The organism is Kitasatospora sp. NPDC059722 (assembly GCF_042733235.1).
In the GTDB taxonomy this organism is placed as follows: Bacteria; Actinomycetota; Actinomycetes; order Streptomycetales; family Streptomycetaceae; genus Kitasatospora.
Genome location: NZ_JBHWGD010000081.1, coordinates 1 through 14,950, shown reverse-complemented (window position 1 = coordinate 14,950; position 14,950 = coordinate 1). Strand labels below are relative to the sequence as shown.

The following is a 14,950-nucleotide window of genomic DNA, read 5'->3' as shown; positions in this document are numbered from 1 at the left end:
ACGCGAAACAGCGCCGGCGGGGTCCCGGTCCGGGACCGCGCGGAAGTGATCACAGACCGGCGCGCAGAGCAGTATCCACCCTGCTCGGCCGCGCGTTCCATCGGGATTCCCCCCTGAGCGCGGCGGGGCGGTCCGAGCCGTGTCGGGCGGGGCGTCAGAGCAGGTCGGCGAGGGCGGTTCGGGAGGTGATGCCCAGTTTGGGGTAGGCCTTGTAGAGGTGGTGGCCGACCGTGCGGGGGCTCAGGAAGAGTTGGGCGGCGATGTCGCGGTTGGTGAGGCCGCGGGCTGCCAGGCGGGCTATCTGGAGTTCCTGCGGGGTGAGGGCCGCCAGGGGGGAGTCGGGGGCCGTCGGGGTGGGGGCGGTGGTGCCGGTGGCGGTGAGTTCGGTGCGGGCGCGGGTGGCCCAGGGGTGGGCGGCGAGGCGTTCGAAGGTTTCGAGGGCGGCGCGCAGGTGGGGGCGGGCGTCGGTGCGGCGGCGGGCGCGGCGCAGCCACTCGCCGTAGAGGAGGGCGGTGCGGGCCTGTTCGAAGGGGCGGTGGGTGCCCTCGTGCAGGTCGAGGGCGGCGCGGTAGGCCGATTCGGCGAGTTCGTCGGGGCCGAGGAGGGCCTGGCAGCGCAGGCGCAGGGCCTCGGTCCAGGGACGGCCGGCGGCGGCGCTCCAGCGGGCGAAGCGTTCGTACGGCTCGGCGGCGCGGTCGGGGGTGCCGAGGCGGACGGCGGCCTCGACGAGGTCGGGGACGGCGCGGGTGGCGCTGACGTGGTGCCGGTAGCGGCCGGTGGTGAGGGTGTGCAGGCGGTCGGCGGCGTCGCCGGCCCGGCCGTGGCCGAGGTCGTCGAGGGCGAGCGCCCAGTGGGCCCAGGGTTCGCCGGAGGCGGGGGCGGCGGTCTGCGGTCCGGTGGTGGCGAGGGCTTCGGCGGCGAGGCGGGTGCAGGTGTCGGTGGTGCCGGCGAGGGCGGCCAGGTAGGCGAGCAGGGCGGCGAGTTGGCTGACCCACTGGTGCTGGCCGGTGTCGCGGGCGAGGTCGAGGGCCTCGGTCGCGGTGACCTCGGCATCGCGGTGGCGGCCGTGGAAGAGTTCGGCCTCGGCGAGGAAGAACCCCAGTGTGGGCAGCACGCCGACGGCGCCCTTGGCGCGGGCTTCGGCGACGAGTTCGGCGGCGAGTTCGGCGGTCTCGTCGTCCCGGCCGAGGACGAGGGTGGCACCGCACAGCTGGACGAGGTCGGCCGGGGTGTCGGCGCCGGCCGCGCGGGCGGCGTCGGCGGTGGCGCGGGCGGTGGGCAGCGGCCCGGCGAGCCGGCCGAGGGCCGGGAAGACGGCGGCCGTCAGGTGGCGGGCGAGCGGGGTGAGCGGGTCGTCGTCGGCGAGCGGGAGGGCGGCGAGGCGGTCGAGGACGGCGGCCACCGGCTCCTCGCCCGCGTACCAGGCGGCGTGGAAGGCCTGGAGCAGCATCCGGGCGGCGTGCGGCGGTTCGACGGCGGTGCCGGCGGCGTCGAGCAGCAGGCGGTGGGCGGTCGGGTAGGAGCCGCGCCAGAAGTGCGCGGTGGCCCGGACGTGGTCGAGCAGCGCGTGCGCGAGGACGCTGTCGGTGCGGGCGGCCGCCTGGTCGGCGAGGGCCTCCGCGTGCTCCAGCCGGCCTTCCTCGGTGGCGGCTTCGGCGGCGAGGACGAGGCGGCGGGTGGCGGCGTCGCGGTCGGGGGTGAGCCGGGCGGCGCGTTCGTAGGCCGCGGCGGCGCCGCCGTGGGCGCCGCGGGTCCCGGCGCGGACGGCGGTGCGTTCGAGCGCGTCGGCGAGGTCGGCGTCGGGGGCGGTGGCGGCGAGGGCGAGGTGCCAGGTACGGCGGTCGCCGTCGGGCAGGGCCGCGCCGACGGCCCGGTGCGCGGCCAGGCGCTGGAGGTGCGGCGCGCGTTGGAGGACGGCGGCGCGCAGGAGCGGGTGGCGGAACGCGAGCCGGCGGTCGGGGGCGACCGTCACCAGGCCCGACTCCTCGGCGGGGGCGAGGTGTTCGGCGCAGGCGCCGAGGGTCTCGGCGGCGGGCAGGACGACGTCGAGTTCGCCGTTCTCCTCGACGGCCGCGACGAGGAGCAGCGTCTGGGTGGCGGCGGGCAGGCCGGTGACCTGGCCGTGGAAGGCGATGAGCAGCCGGCTGGTGAGCGGGAGGCTGCCCGGTGCGGCCGTCTCCGGTCCGGTGACGGGGAGTTCGGTGAGGGCGAGGGGGTTTCCGGCGGCCTCGGCGAGCAGCCGGCGGCGGACGGGGGCGGGCAGGTCGGGGCCGGCGCGGTGGGTGAGCAGCCGGGTGGCGTCGTCCTCGGGGAGTGGCGCCAGCGTCAGTTCGGGCAGGCCGAGTCGGGCCTCCGCGGTGCTGCCGTCCGACCGGGCGGCGAGCAGGAGCGCGACGCCTTCGGCCTGGAGGCGGCGGGCGGCGAGCAGCAGGGCGTCCCAGGAGGCGCGGTCCAGCCACTGGACGTCGTCGACGACGCACAGCAGCGGCCGGTCGGCGGCGAGTTCGGCGAGCAGCCCGAGCGTGGCGAGCCCGGTGAGCAGGCGGCCGGTGGAGCCCGGAGCGGCGGTGAGGCCGAACACCGTCTCCAGCGCGAGGCGTTGCGGTCCGGGCAGGGCGGACAGCCGGTCGAGGCCGGGCGCGAGCAGCAGGCTCAGCCCGGCGTAGGGCAGTTCGGCCTCGTGCTCGACACCGGCCGCCCGGATCACCCGGAAGCCGTCCCCGGCCGCCGCGACCGCGTGGTCCAGCAGGGCGGTCTTGCCGATCCCGGCCTCCCCGGCCAGCAGCAGCACGCCGCTGCGGCCCTCCCGCGCCCCGTCCAACAGCCCGTCCACGACGGCCTGCTCGCGTTCCCTCCCGTACAGCATGGCTCCGACCCTACCCACCCCCGCCGGACGGTGACCGGCGAACGTACGCACCCCCTTACCCATACGTGACGGATTCGCCCGCGCCCGCCCGTCCCTACCTTTGTGAGCAGCGGGAACGACCCGCCCAACACCCCACCGGGACACGGGAGAAGACGATGACCGAGATCACCACCGCCGCCCTGCAGCAGCTCGCCGAGCGCTACCTCGCGGTCTGGAACGAGACCGACCCGGCCGCCCGCCGCAAGCTGATCGACGAGGTGTGGGCCGAGGACGGCCGCTACACCGACCCGCTGGCCGCGGTGACCGGCCGGGACTCGATCGACGCGCTGATCGGCGCCGCCCAGGCCCAGTTCCCGGGGCTGGAGTTCACCCTCGGGCCGGTGGACGCGCACCACGACATCGCCCGGTTCACCTGGAACCTCGGCCCGGCCGGCGCCGAGCCGATCGTGATCGGCTTCGACGTGCTGACGGCCGGTCCGGACGGGCGGATCGCCTCGGTGGCCGGCTTCCTGGACCGCGTCCCGGGCGCCTGAGCCGCCGTGGCGGCTGCCGGTTCCGTGTCCCCCGCGCGACGTGGGGGCACGGAACCGGGCGTCGGCACCAGAGCCGGAGCGCACGGAACCGGGCGTCGGTACCGAAGGCGTGAGCACGGAACCGGGCGTCGGCACCGAAGGCGTGAGCACGAGAGCCGGAGCGCACGGAACCGGTCGTCGGAACGAGGACCGGCCCCGCGCGCGCCCCCGGCGGGGGCGCGCCACCCCCCGGAGGGTCCGAAACCCACCCGCCCGTTCCGCTTCGTCCCCCCGATCGGGTTGGATGGTCGGATGAGCGAGGATAAGAGCGCCGTCCCGGCGTGGGAGCAGCGGTTCCGCGCGGCCCGGGTGTCCCTGCCGGACTGGGCCGAGGACGCCCCCGACCGGGCGCTGTACGTGTCCAACGCGACCGGCACCTACGAGGTCTACGCCTGGGACCGCGCCACCGGCACCCACCGTCGGGTCACCGACCGCCCGAACGGCACCACCGACGCCGAGCTGTCCCCCGACGGCGGTTCGGTGTGGTGGTTCGACGACCACGACGGCGACGAGTTCGGCGTCTGGCGCCGCCAGCCGTTCGCCGGCGGCCCCGACGAGGCGGCCGTGCCCGGCCTGGAGCCCTCCTACTCGGCCGGCCTGGCCCTCGGCCGCGACGGCACCGTGGTCGTCGGCCGCTCGACCGACGAGGACGGCACCACCCTGCACCTGCGCCGCCCCGGCGCCGCCGAGGCCGTCGAGATCTACCGGCACGAGGAGTACGGCGGCGTCGGCGACCTCAGCCACGACGGCACCCTGCTCGCGATCGACCACACCGAGCACGGCGACGCGATGCACTCGGCGATCCGGGTCGTGCGCCTGCTCCCCGGCGGCGCCGGGGGCGCGGACGTCGAGACCGTCGCCGAGCTCGACGAGGTGACCGACCGGGACGAGCCGCGCGGCGTCGCCTGCCTCGGCTTCGCCCCGGTCGAGGGCGACACCCGGCTGCTCGTCGCCCACCAGCGCACCGGCCGCTGGGAGCCGATGATCTGGGACGTCGCCACCGGCGCCGAGACCGCCCTCCCGCTGCGCGACGAGCAGGGCCGCGAACTGCCCGGCGACGTCTCCGCGCAGTGGCGGCCCGGCGCCGAGGCGCTGCTCGTCGAGCACGAGTACGAGGCCCGCAGCGAGCTGTTCTCGTACGCGCTCGCCGACGGCCGGCTGACCCGCCTCGACACGCCGCGCGGCACCGTCGGCGGCGCCACCGCCCGCCCGGACGGCACCGTCGAGTACCTCTGGTCCTCCGCCGCCGAGCCGTCCGCCGTCCGCTCCACCGCGGGGACGGTCGTCCTGCGGGCGCCCGGCCCGGTGCCGCCCGGCTCGATCCCGGTCGAGGACGTGTGGGTGGACGGCCCCGGCGGGCGCGTCCACGCGCTCGTGCAGCGGCCCGCCGGGGCCGGCGAGGGCCCGTTCCCGACCGTGTTCGAGATCCACGGCGGCCCGACGCACCACGACAGCGACTCCTTCGCCGCCGGCCCGGCGGCCTGGCTCGACCACGGCTTCGCGGTGGTCCGGGTCAACTACCGCGGCTCCACCGGTTACGGCCAGGCCTGGACGGACGCCCTGCGCGAGCGCGTCGGCCTGATCGAGCTGGAGGACATCGCGGCCGTCCGGGAGTGGGCGGTCACCAGCGGCCTCGCCGACCCGGGGCGGCTGGTGCTCACCGGCGGCAGCTGGGGCGGGTACCTGACCCTGCTCGGCATCGGCGTGCAGCCGGAACTCTGGGCGCTCGGCGTCGCCGCCGTGCCGGTCGCGGACTACCACACCGCGTACGCCGACGAGATGGAGGCGCTCAAGTCGCTCGACCGCACGCTCTTCGGCGGCACGCCGGAGGAGGTCCCGGAGCGCTTCACCGCGTCCTCGCCGCTCACGTACGTCGAGCGGGTGCGGGTGCCGGTCTACATCAGCGCCGGGGTCAACGACCCGCGCTGCCCGATCCGGCAGATCGAGAACTACGTCGAGCGGCTGGCGGAGCTCGGCAAACCGCACGAGGTCTACCGGTACGACGCCGGGCACGGGTCGCTCGTGGTGGAGGAGCGGATCAGGCAGCTGCGGCTGGAGATCGACTTCGTCCGGCGCCACCTGGGCGGGGGGTCGGTGTGAGGCGTCGGCTGACGCTGGCGGGGGTGGGGGTGGCCGGTGCGCTCGTGCTCACCGGCTGCTCCGGCGGGCACCGCGACCACGCGGGCTGCCCGCCCCCCGCAGGGCCGACCGGGCCCTCGGTCACCGCGACGGCCACGCCGATCGCGACGACCACACCGGTCGCCACGGCCACTCCGGTCGTTACGGGAACACCTGCCGTTACGGGCGCACCTGCCGTTACGGGCACAAAGGTCGTTACGGGAACACCCAAGGCCTCGGCCACCGCCGGGGCCACCCCGGCGAGCGCGCCCGTCGGGGCCACGGTGGTGCGGGCGGCCTACCCGACGACGTCGGGCAACGGGTCGAAGGGCTCCGGCGGGAGCGGGTCCAAGGGGTCCGGCGGCGGATCCGGCGGTGCGAGCGGGTCGAGCGGCTCGAAGGGGCCCAAGGCCCCCAAGGGCGGTCGGTCGGTGCACCACCACATCGACCACCACGAGTCGGAGGCCGTGTACGGCACTCACAGCCGGTGCCACAACGGCCCGACGCCGGCCCCGGCACCGTCCGGCACGTCGACCTTCGCCCCGCGGGCGACCCCGTGGGCGACCCCGTCCGAGGCGCCCTCCCCGCGGCCTCCCGCGCCCCCGGCGGCGCCGTCGCGACCGGTCGCGACGCCCACAGCGCCGCCCACCGCGGCGGGCAAGCCGTCGCGCTGACGGCCGCCTGAGGCGGAACCGTCAGTCGAGGACCGGGTCCAGTCCGAGGGCCCGGTCCTGCTCGGCCTCCGCCTCACGGCGCAGCAGGCGGTACCACATGAAGACCACGAAGCCCGCGAAGACGAACCACTCCAGGGTGTAGCCCAGGTTCTGGAACGCGCGGAGCGTCAGCCCGTCGCCGCCCTGCGGCTGGACCGTCGGCACCTCGGTCAGCCCGGCCGGAGCGGTGTCGGCGGCGACCCAGCCGTCGTACCAGCCGTCGTACGACAGCACGTTGAGCAGCGCCGCCCGGTTGATCGTGCCGAGCTGGCCGGCCGGCAGACCGCCCGCGACGGCGCCGTTGCTGCCGATCGCCTCGCCGGCCTGGAGCCGGCCGGTGACGGTCACCTCCCCGCCGGGCGGCGGTGCCGCCGCGGACGACGCGTCGGAGGGCGTCCCGGGGGCCCAGCCGCGCACGACGGCGACGGCGTGGCCGTCGGCGGTGCGGAGCGGGGTGAGCACGTAGTAGCCCTGCTTGCCGTCCACCGTGCGGTTGGGCACGAGGAGTTGGTGCGCGCTGTCGTAACTGCCGCTCACCGTGACGGGCTTGCCGACGGTGTCCGTGGTGACCTGCGGGCTGGCCGGGGTCAGCAGGGCGTCGATCGGCCTGGTCTCACTCGTGGCGGCGAGCGCCTGGCCGGCCGCCTTGTGCGAGGAGAACCGGTCCTCGAACCGGCCGAGCTGCCAGGAGCCCAGCCAGAGGCACACCGCGATGGCCACCAGGGCCAGCACGGTGCCGCCGAGCCAGCGCGGAGTGAGGAGGAACCGGTACACACCCCCCACGGTAACCACTCTTCACACGCCGTCCGACCACAGGGGGCCCGACACCGCTGCGGGACACCGGGCGCCGGACCGCTCCCGGCCCCGCTCCCGGTCTTCGGCTACCCGGCCGACGGCGTCCCCGACGGCTGCGACGCCGGCCCGCCCACCGCCTGCAGGCCGCCGCGGTACACCGTCCCCGCACACGCCCCCGGCAGGAGGACGGCGGCGGCCGACGGGCTGCCCGGCGCCGGGGTGTGCGCGATGGTGGCGGACGGCGGGTTGGAGACGGTCGGGTTCGGGGTCGGGCTGCCCGTGGGGGTGGGCGCGGTGGTCGGGCCCGTGCTGGGCGACGGGCTCGCCTGCGGGTTCGACGAGGGCGCGGCCGACGCGCCGGACGCGGGGGCGCCGGAGGCCGCGGGCGCCTGGGTGGTGAGCGAGATCGGGCCGGGACCGGTCGCGCCGGTCGGCGCCGCCGTGGCACCGCCCTGGCCGGCCGTCGGGCAGACCGGGTCGGGGATCCAGGCGAACGGCACCCGGTAGCCGGCCTGCGGGGCGAGCAGCGGCGGGTCCGTGTCGGCGGGCGGCAGGCCGGTGGCCGGGTCGCCCGCGGTGTGGTCGGTCACCCGGATCCGGCTGCGGTCCGTCCCGGTGACCCCCGTCACGGAGACCGCGCCCGGCCCGCCGAGCCGGCAGGCGTGCCCGGAGACGTTGGTCACGGCGAACCACCCGTAGATCCGCCCGGCGGCGTCGGCGGGCCCGGCCTGGCCCGAGCCCTGGCCGAGGTCGCCGCGGGTGCAGAGCGGGACGATCGGGCCGTCGCCGCTGCTGGTGGCCGCGGCGGGGGCGGTCGTCCCGGCGTCGGCGCGGGCGCTGCTCGCGCCGGGGCTGGGCGAACTGCTCGCGGTGCCGGACGGCTGTCCGACGGTGCCGGGGGCCGGGCCGGGGTGCGGGGACGCGCCGAACGGGCCGGAGCCGTCGGCCGTCGTCCCGGCGGGGACGCCGGTGGCGGGGCCGTCGGCGTGCGGCGAGCCGGGGCCGCCGGAGAGGCCGAGGTGGTCGGCGGTGTGCAGGGCGGGCAGGGCGATCGCGACGGCGGCGGCCAGCGCGAGGGCCCCGGTCAGGGCGCCGCGGCGGGCGGCCCGGCGGCGGGGCACGGCGGTGCGGATGCGGGGCAGGCCGCCGGGGCCGGGCTGGATGCCGGCGACCGCCCGGTGCATCAGGTCACGGACGGCCAGTTCGTCGGTCGTGAGGTCCGCGGTCGGGTCCGTCGAGAGATCGGTCGTGAGGTCCACGGTCAGGTCCGCCGCGGGATCGGCGGTGAGGTCCACGGTCAGGTCCGCCGAGAGATCGGCGGTGAGGTCCGCGGTCGGGTCCGTCGGGAGACCGGGGGTGGGGTCCGACGCGACGTCCGCCGCGGGATCCGGAGTGAGCCCCCCGCCGTGGGCCTTTCCCGCGCCGTCACCCATGGCCGGCCTCCATCTGCGTGCGCAGGGCGGCGAGTCCGCGCGAGCCGTACGCCTTCACCGATCCGAGCGAGATGCCCAGGGTCTCGGCGACCTGCGCCTCCGTCATGTCCACGAAGTAACGCAGCACCAGAACCTCCCGCTGACGGCGTTGCAGGCCTCGGAGCGCGGCTTTCAACTGGTCACGCTCCAGCGCATCGTAGGCGCCTTCTTCTGCACTGGCCATGTCAGGCATCGGTTTCGGCAGCAGCCGCAGGCCGAGGATCCGGCGGCGCAGCGTGGAGCGGGACAGGTTGACGACCGTCTGCCGCAGGTAGGCCAGGGTCTTCTCGGGCTCGCGCACCCGGCGCCGGGCGGCGTGCACCCGGATGAACGCCTCCTGGACGACGTCCTCGCAGGTCGAGAGGTCGTCGAGGAGCAGCGCGGCGAGCCGCAGCAGGGAGCGGTAGTGGGCCTGGTAGGTCTCGGTGAGCAGGTCCTCGCTGGTACCGGCGTCGGCACCGGCGCCGGAGTCCGCCGTACCGGGTGCGACCGCGGTCATCTGGCTTTCTTCCGGCCTACTCGCAGGCCAATGGGCGCGCGGCGGGAAGGTCACCGCGGCACTCGCCGAGATGCCCGCCCCTGCCCCCACCATCACGTTCGCCACGCCCGTTGGACACTCGATCCCCTGTCATGGTTGCCCAGCCCGGGGGACATTCTTCCGCATCCGCGGAAGTGGCCTCCAGGGAATTCGAGAGGGTTTCCGGACAGATTGTGGGGAGGACGATCCCATATCGGACGGTCCCGCCTCACATCGGACACACGGATCGGGCACACGGATCGGGCCGGACCGGCCGTCAGGACGCCCGCTCCTGGGGCTGCTACCGCCCCCGGAGGGTCGTACCGGCCGGGTCGACCGGGCAGGTCGGCCACGCAGGTCGGCCACGCGGGCCGACCACGCAGATCGGCTACGCGGGCAGGAGCTCGCCCGCGACGAGCTCGGCGATCTGGAGCAGGTTGAGCGCCGCCCCCTTGCGCAGGTTGTCGCCGCACAGGAAGAGGTCCAGCGCGGCCGGCTGGTCGAGCGCGCGGCGCACCCGTCCGACCCACACCGGGTCCGTCCCGACCACGTCGTTCGGCGTCGGGAACTCCCCCGCCGCCGGGTCGTCGTAGAGGACGACGCCGGGCGCCCCGCGGAGGATCTCCTGCGCGTGCTCCTGCGTCACCTCCCGCTCGAACAGCGCGTGGACGGCGAGCGCGTGGGTCCGGACGACGGGGATGCGCACGCAGGTCGCGGAGACCCGCAGGGCGGGCAGGTTGAGGATCTTGCGCGACTCGTCGCGGATCCCGACCTCCTCGGAGGACCAGCCGCCGTCCCGCAGACTGCCCGTCCAGGGCACCGCGTTGAACGCGAGCGGTGCGGCGAACGGCCCGTGGTCGGCGATCACCGCGCGCAGGTCGCCGGTCTGCCGGCCGATCTCCTGGCGGCCGGCGTCGAGACCGCCGACGAGCGCGGTCTGCTCGCGCAGGGCGGCCTCGCCGTCGCGGCCCTCGCCGGAGGCGGCCTGGTAGGAGGCGACGACGAGTTCGACGAGCCCGTACTCGGCGTGCAGCGCCCCGATGGCCGCGATCATCGCGAGGGTGGTGCTGGCGGGGCTGGCGACGATGCCGCGCGGGCGGATCCGCAGCGCGGCGGCGTTCACCTCGGGGACGACCAGCGGGACCTCGTCGGCGGTGCGGAACGCGGCGGAGTCGTCGACCACGACGACGCCCTTGGCGGCGGCGATCGGCGCCCAGCGGGCGGATACCTCGTCGGGCACGGCGAACACCGCCACGTCGATCCCGTCGAAGGCCTCCTCCGTCAGCGCGACGACCTCGACGGACTCCCCGCGCACGACCGGCTTGCGGCCGGCCGAGCGCGGGGAGGCGACGAGTCGTACCTCGCCCCAGACGTCCTGACGGAGCGAGAGCAGGCCGAGCAGCACCTCGCCGACCGCGCCGGTGGCGCCGACGACGGCGAGGTTCGGCCGCCGGGTCATCGCCCGGTGCTCCCGCTCGGCTCCCGGCTCATCGCCCGGTGCCTCCGTAGACGACGGCCTCGTCCGTGTCGCTGTCCAGCCCGAAGGCGCTGTGCACGGCGCGGACGGCCTCCGGCACGTCGTCGGCGCGGGTCACGACCGAGATGCGGATCTCCGAGGTGGAGATCAGCTCGATGTTGACGCCCGCGGCGGACAGCGCCTCGAAGAACGTCGCGGTGACGCCCGGGTTGGAGCGCATGCCCGCGCCGACCAGGGAGATCTTGCCGATCGCGTCGTCGTAGCGCAGCGACTCGAAGCCGATGCCCTCCTTGACCCGGCCGAGCGCGTCGATGGCCTTCTGGCCCTCGGTCTTGGGCAGGGTGAAGGAGATGTCGGTCAGCCCGGTCGACGCGGCGGAGACGTTCTGCACCACCATGTCGATGTTGACCTCGGCGTCCGCGATGGCGCGGAAGATGCGCGCGGCCTCGCCCGGCTTGTCGGGCACGCCGACGACCGTGACCTTGGCCTCGGAAGTGTCGTGGGCGACTCCGGAGATGATGGCCTGCTCCATCTCGCCCCCTTCGGGCTTGTTCGGGTTGTCGTTGCTGACGATCGTCCCGGGGAGACCCGAGAAGGACGAGCGTACGTGAATCGGGATGTTGTAGCGCCGGGCGTACTCCACGCAGCGGTCGAGCAGCACCTTGGAACCGGACGAGGCCAGCTCCAGCATGTCCTCGTACGCGATCCAGTCGATCTTGCGGGCCTTCTTCACGACGCGCGGGTCGGCGGTGAACACGCCGTCCACGTCGGTGTAGATCTCGCAGACCTCGGCCTTGAGCGCGGCGGCGAGCGCGACCGCGGTGGTGTCCGAACCGCCCCGGCCCAGCGTCGTGATGTCCTTGCTGGACTGCGAAACGCCCTGGAAGCCGGCCACGATCGCGATGTTGCCCTCGTCGAGGGCGGTGCGGATGCGACCCGGCGTCACGTCGATGATGCGCGCCTTGTTGTGGACGGAGTCCGTGATGACACCGGCCTGGCTGCCCGTGAAGGACTGGGCCTCGTGCCCCAGGGATTTGATCGCCATGGCCAGCAGGGCCATGGAGATGCGCTCTCCAGCGGTCAGCAGCATGTCGAACTCGCGGCCGGCGGGGAGAGGTGACACCTGCTCCGCGAGTTCGATGAGCTCGTCCGTCGTGTCGCCCATCGCGGACACCACGACGACGACCTCATGGCCGGCCTTCTTGGCGTCAACGATTCGACGGGCCACGCGCTTGATGCCCTCGGCATCCGCAACGGATGAGCCGCCGTACTTCTGCACGACAAGGCCCACGTGCGCTCCTCGACTTGTGTCGTTTCCGGGGGCGGGTGGGCCCCCGCACCCCCGGGGAAGGGGGATCTGCGGTCCGCGTCAGTCTACCGAGCAGGGGTGCCGCGACCGGTGCCATCCATATGATGAGACGCACGTTTCAGCACGTGGGCAGCGGTGCGGGGCGGGCACCGGCAGGTCTGCGGGCCATCCGGCGCGGCCCCGAAGATTCGGCGGACGAACGGACGGCGGCACGGCCGGATTTCTTTCCGGGGCCGGGCGGTGAGGCCTTCGTCACACTCGCGGGGCCGATGCCGACCCCGGCCCCACCTGCCGCCCCGGAGCCGCTCCTGGCGCCGCTGCCAGCGCTGCTCCTAGCGCCCGAGGCCGAGCTCGGCCGCCATGAGGTCGCCGGCCTGCTGCTCCAGCTGCTCGTCGGTGAGCCCGTCGTCGTCCGTGTCGGCGCCGTCCGGCACCGCACCGATCGGGCTGTCCAGCCGGACGTGGGCGATCAGCGACTGCAGCGCCCGCAGCACCGCCGAGCAGGTCGTGCCCCAGTTGGAGAGGTACGAGAACTGCCACCACCACAGCGCCTCGCTGACCCGGCCCTCGCGGTAGTGCGTCAGCCCGTGCTGGAGCTCGCCGACCACGCCGGCCAGGTCGTCCGAGATCCGGAACGCGTTCGGCTTCTCCGGCGGACCGTACGGGTCGAAGACCTCGTGGTAGACGTCGATCGGCGCGAGCAGCGCCGCCAGCCGCTCGCGCAGCAGCTCGCCGTCCGGCTCCGGCCCCGCGTCCGGCTCGAAGCGGTCGTCCGGGACGACGTCCTCGATCGCGCCCAGCCGGCCGCCGGCCAGCAGCAGCTGCGAGACCTCCAGGAGGAGCAGGGAGACGGCACTGCCCGGCTCGTCGCCCTTGGCGACCTCGGTGACGGCGAGCACGAAGCTCTCCACCGAATCCGCGATCTGCACCGCGAAGTCGTCCGGCTCCGAACCGTGTCCGTGGGTGTGCGGGGTGTGGTTCCGCCGGTCCCCGTGCGGGTCGCCGTGCGGCTGCCCGTGCGCCTCGCCGTGGGACGGCTGGTGGGGGGCGTGGGGCTGCTGGTTGATCGTCCGGTCAGACATCGAGCAGTCGTCTCCCTTCGAAGGCGCGGCCGAGGGTGACCTCGTCCGCGTACTCCAGATCCCCGCCGACGGGCAGACCGCTCGCCAGACGGGTCACCTTCAGGCCCATCGGCTTGCACAGCCGGGCCAGGTAGGTGGCGGTCGCCTCCCCCTCCAGGTTGGGGTCGGTGGCCAGGATCAGCTCGGTGACCGTGCCGTCCGCGAGGCGCGACAGCAGCTCGCGGATCCGCAGGTCGTCCGGGCCGACGCCCTCGATGGGGCTGATCGCGCCGCCCAGCACGTGGTAGCGGCCGCGGAACTCGCGGGTGCGCTCGATGGCGACGACGTCCTTGGGCTCCTCCACCACGCAGATGACGGCCAGGTCGCGGCGCGGGTCCAGGCAGACCCGGCACTGCTCGGCCTCCGCGACGTTCCCGCAGACCGCGCAGAAGCGGACCTTGTCCTTGACCTCCAGCAGCGCGTGCGCGAGGCGGCGGACGTCCACCGGGTCGGCCTGCAGGACGTGGAAGGCGATCCGCTGCGCGCTCTTGGGCCCGACGCCGGGCAGCCTGCCCAGTTCGTCGATCAGGTCCTGAACCACGCCCTCGTACAACGTCGCGCCTTCCCTCGGGTGGTCGGTGGTGCTCCGGCCGGTGCTCGGTCGATGCTCCGGCCGGTGGTCGGTCGGTGGTCCGGCCGGTGGTCGGTCGGTGGTCCGGCCGGTGCTCGGTCGGTGGTGCTCCGGTGCCATCATCCAACGAATCGGGCGCCGGACACACCGCCCGACGCCCGACTCCCACATAAATCACACGGACCTACCGGCCGGACTCCCACAGTGACCGGCCGGTCCGGAGCCCGCCCGGTGCCGCCTAGAACGGCAGACCGGGCATACCGCCACCCAGGCCCTGGGTCAGCGGGCCCATGCGCTCGGCCTGCATCTTCTGCGCGGCCTGGTTCGCGTCCCGGACCGCCGCCAGGACCAGGTCGGCCAGGGTCTCGGTGTCCTCCGGGTCGACGGCCGCCGGGGCGATGGTCAGCGCCACCAGCTCACCGGCACCCGTCACCGTGGCCTCGACCAGACCGCCGCCGGCCGAACCGTTCACCTTCGCCTCGGCCAGCTCCTGCTGCGCCTTGGCGAGGTCCTGCTGCATCTTCTGCGCCTGCTTCAGCAGCTGCTGCATGTTGGGCTGGCCTCCACCGGGGAACACGGCTCACTCCTTGCTGTCGCACCTGTGCACGGGCTCGCGCGGCTCGTCCGCCGTCGTCCACGGCGTGGTCCTCGCTCGTCACCCGTCGTCGTCTCCGCCGAGCCTACGTGCTGCTCAGTTGCCGCGGTGGTGGATCTCCTCCAGGACCGTGGCACCCAGTTCGCGGATGATCAGATCCTGGCCGGAGAAGGCCTCCTCGTTGAGGTCCGGGTCGTCCTCCTCCGGGATGTCGTCCTCCGGGGCCACGTGCGGCGCCGGGGGCCCGGCGGCGGGCGGCGGGCTCTGGACGGGCGCCGCCTGGACCGGCGCCGGGGCCGGAACCTGGGCCTGCGCCTGGGGCTGCGGCCGGACGGGCGGCGCCGGGGCGGCGGGCTGCACCGGGGGCGCGGCCGCGGCCGGACGCGCCGGGGCGCCCCAGCCGCTGGTGGTGGCGCCCGGGGCGGGGGCCCCGCCGCCGAAGCCGCCACCGGTGCCGCCACCGGCTCCCCCGCCCGCTCCGCCGGACGGGTCGACGATGCACTCGATCCGCCAGTCCACGCCCAGCGCGTCGCCGAGCGCCTGGCGCAGGACGTCGTCGCTGTTGCTGCCGACGAAGCTGTCGCGGGCGCCCGCGTTGACGAACGACACCTGGAGCACGCTGCCGTCGAAACCGGCCACCTGGCCGTTCTGGCTGAGCAGGATCCAGGTGAAGCGGCGGCGGTTCTTCACCGCCTCCAGGATCTGCGGCCACAGCTGCCGGACCTGCGCGGCGCCCTGCTGGGCGGCGCCGGACGGCTGCGCGGCGGCCGGCGGCTGCGCGACGGCCGGCGGCTGCGCGACGGGCGCGGGCGCGGGCACCGGGG

At 75.2% G+C, this 14,950-nt stretch carries 12 protein-coding genes and 1 pseudogene; 3 read left to right on the top strand and 10 right to left on the bottom strand.

Annotated features, from left to right (window positions below; all coding sequences use genetic code 11):
- Positions 1 to 154 precede the first annotated feature (154 nt).
- Entirely contained in the window at positions 155 to 2,866 is a 2,712-nt protein-coding gene (locus ACFV4F_RS34475; RefSeq protein ID WP_380508578.1) for an ATP-binding protein, read from the bottom strand.
- Positions 2,867 to 3,021: 155 nt separating this feature from the next.
- Here ACFV4F_RS34475 and ACFV4F_RS34470 point away from each other — a divergent pair, with 155 nt between their 5' ends.
- From ACFV4F_RS34470 to ACFV4F_RS34460, 3 genes are all read left to right on the top strand, one after another.
- Entirely contained in the window at positions 3,022 to 3,399 is a 378-nt protein-coding gene (locus ACFV4F_RS34470) for a nuclear transport factor 2 family protein (protein WP_380444133.1), read from the top strand.
- Positions 3,400 to 3,690: 291 nt separating this feature from the next.
- Positions 3,691 to 5,538 (top strand): S9 family peptidase, encoded by a 1,848-nt coding sequence (locus ACFV4F_RS34465; protein ID WP_380508576.1) that lies wholly within the window; start codon positions 3,691 to 3,693, stop codon positions 5,536 to 5,538.
- Positions 5,539 to 6,043: 505 nt separating this feature from the next.
- On the top strand, positions 6,044 to 6,241 hold the full coding sequence (locus ACFV4F_RS34460; protein WP_380508575.1) for a hypothetical protein: 198 nt from the start codon (positions 6,044 to 6,046) through the stop codon (positions 6,239 to 6,241).
- 10 nt (positions 6,242 to 6,251) lie between these two features.
- Here ACFV4F_RS34460 and ACFV4F_RS34455 read toward each other — a convergent pair whose 3' ends face one another.
- The 9 genes and pseudogenes from ACFV4F_RS34455 to ACFV4F_RS34415 form a co-directional block, all read right to left on the bottom strand.
- Entirely contained in the window at positions 6,252 to 7,043 is a 792-nt protein-coding gene (locus tag ACFV4F_RS34455; protein ID WP_380446052.1) for an SURF1 family protein, read from the bottom strand.
- 107 nt (positions 7,044 to 7,150) lie between these two features.
- Positions 7,151 to 8,497, bottom strand: coding sequence for a hypothetical protein (locus ACFV4F_RS34450; RefSeq protein WP_380508573.1), 1,347 nt, complete (start codon positions 8,495 to 8,497; stop codon positions 7,151 to 7,153).
- Positions 8,490 to 9,035: a SigE family RNA polymerase sigma factor gene (locus ACFV4F_RS34445; RefSeq protein WP_380446054.1), complete on the bottom strand. Its 546-nt coding sequence runs from the start codon at positions 9,033 to 9,035 to the stop codon at positions 8,490 to 8,492. Before ACFV4F_RS34445 ends, ACFV4F_RS34450 begins: the two co-directional genes overlap by 8 nt.
- 406 nt (positions 9,036 to 9,441) lie before the next feature.
- Complete coding sequence (locus ACFV4F_RS34440) at positions 9,442 to 10,512, bottom strand: aspartate-semialdehyde dehydrogenase (RefSeq protein WP_380494474.1); 1,071 nt, start codon at positions 10,510 to 10,512, stop codon at positions 9,442 to 9,444.
- Between the two features lie 28 nt (positions 10,513 to 10,540).
- Complete coding sequence (locus ACFV4F_RS34435) at positions 10,541 to 11,821, bottom strand: aspartate kinase (protein WP_363654588.1); 1,281 nt, start codon at positions 11,819 to 11,821, stop codon at positions 10,541 to 10,543.
- Positions 11,822 to 12,171: 350 nt separating this feature from the next.
- Positions 12,172 to 12,921 carry a DUF5063 domain-containing protein gene (locus ACFV4F_RS34430; RefSeq protein ID WP_380508570.1) on the bottom strand — a complete coding sequence of 250 codons (750 nt, stop codon included), beginning with the start codon at positions 12,919 to 12,921 and terminating at the stop codon, positions 12,172 to 12,174.
- The gene (gene recR / locus ACFV4F_RS34425; RefSeq protein ID WP_380446057.1) at positions 12,914 to 13,513 is read right to left on the bottom strand and encodes a recombination mediator RecR; all 600 of its coding nucleotides are present in this window, start codon (positions 13,511 to 13,513) and stop codon (positions 12,914 to 12,916) included. Before recR ends, ACFV4F_RS34430 begins: the two co-directional genes overlap by 8 nt.
- A gap of 256 nt (positions 13,514 to 13,769) precedes the next feature.
- Positions 13,770 to 14,108: a YbaB/EbfC family nucleoid-associated protein gene (locus ACFV4F_RS34420; protein WP_359964018.1), complete on the bottom strand. Its 339-nt coding sequence runs from the start codon at positions 14,106 to 14,108 to the stop codon at positions 13,770 to 13,772.
- A gap of 114 nt (positions 14,109 to 14,222) precedes the next feature.
- Positions 14,223 to 14,950 (bottom strand): annotated as a pseudogene (locus ACFV4F_RS34415) (DNA polymerase III subunit gamma and tau); the annotation flags it as partial.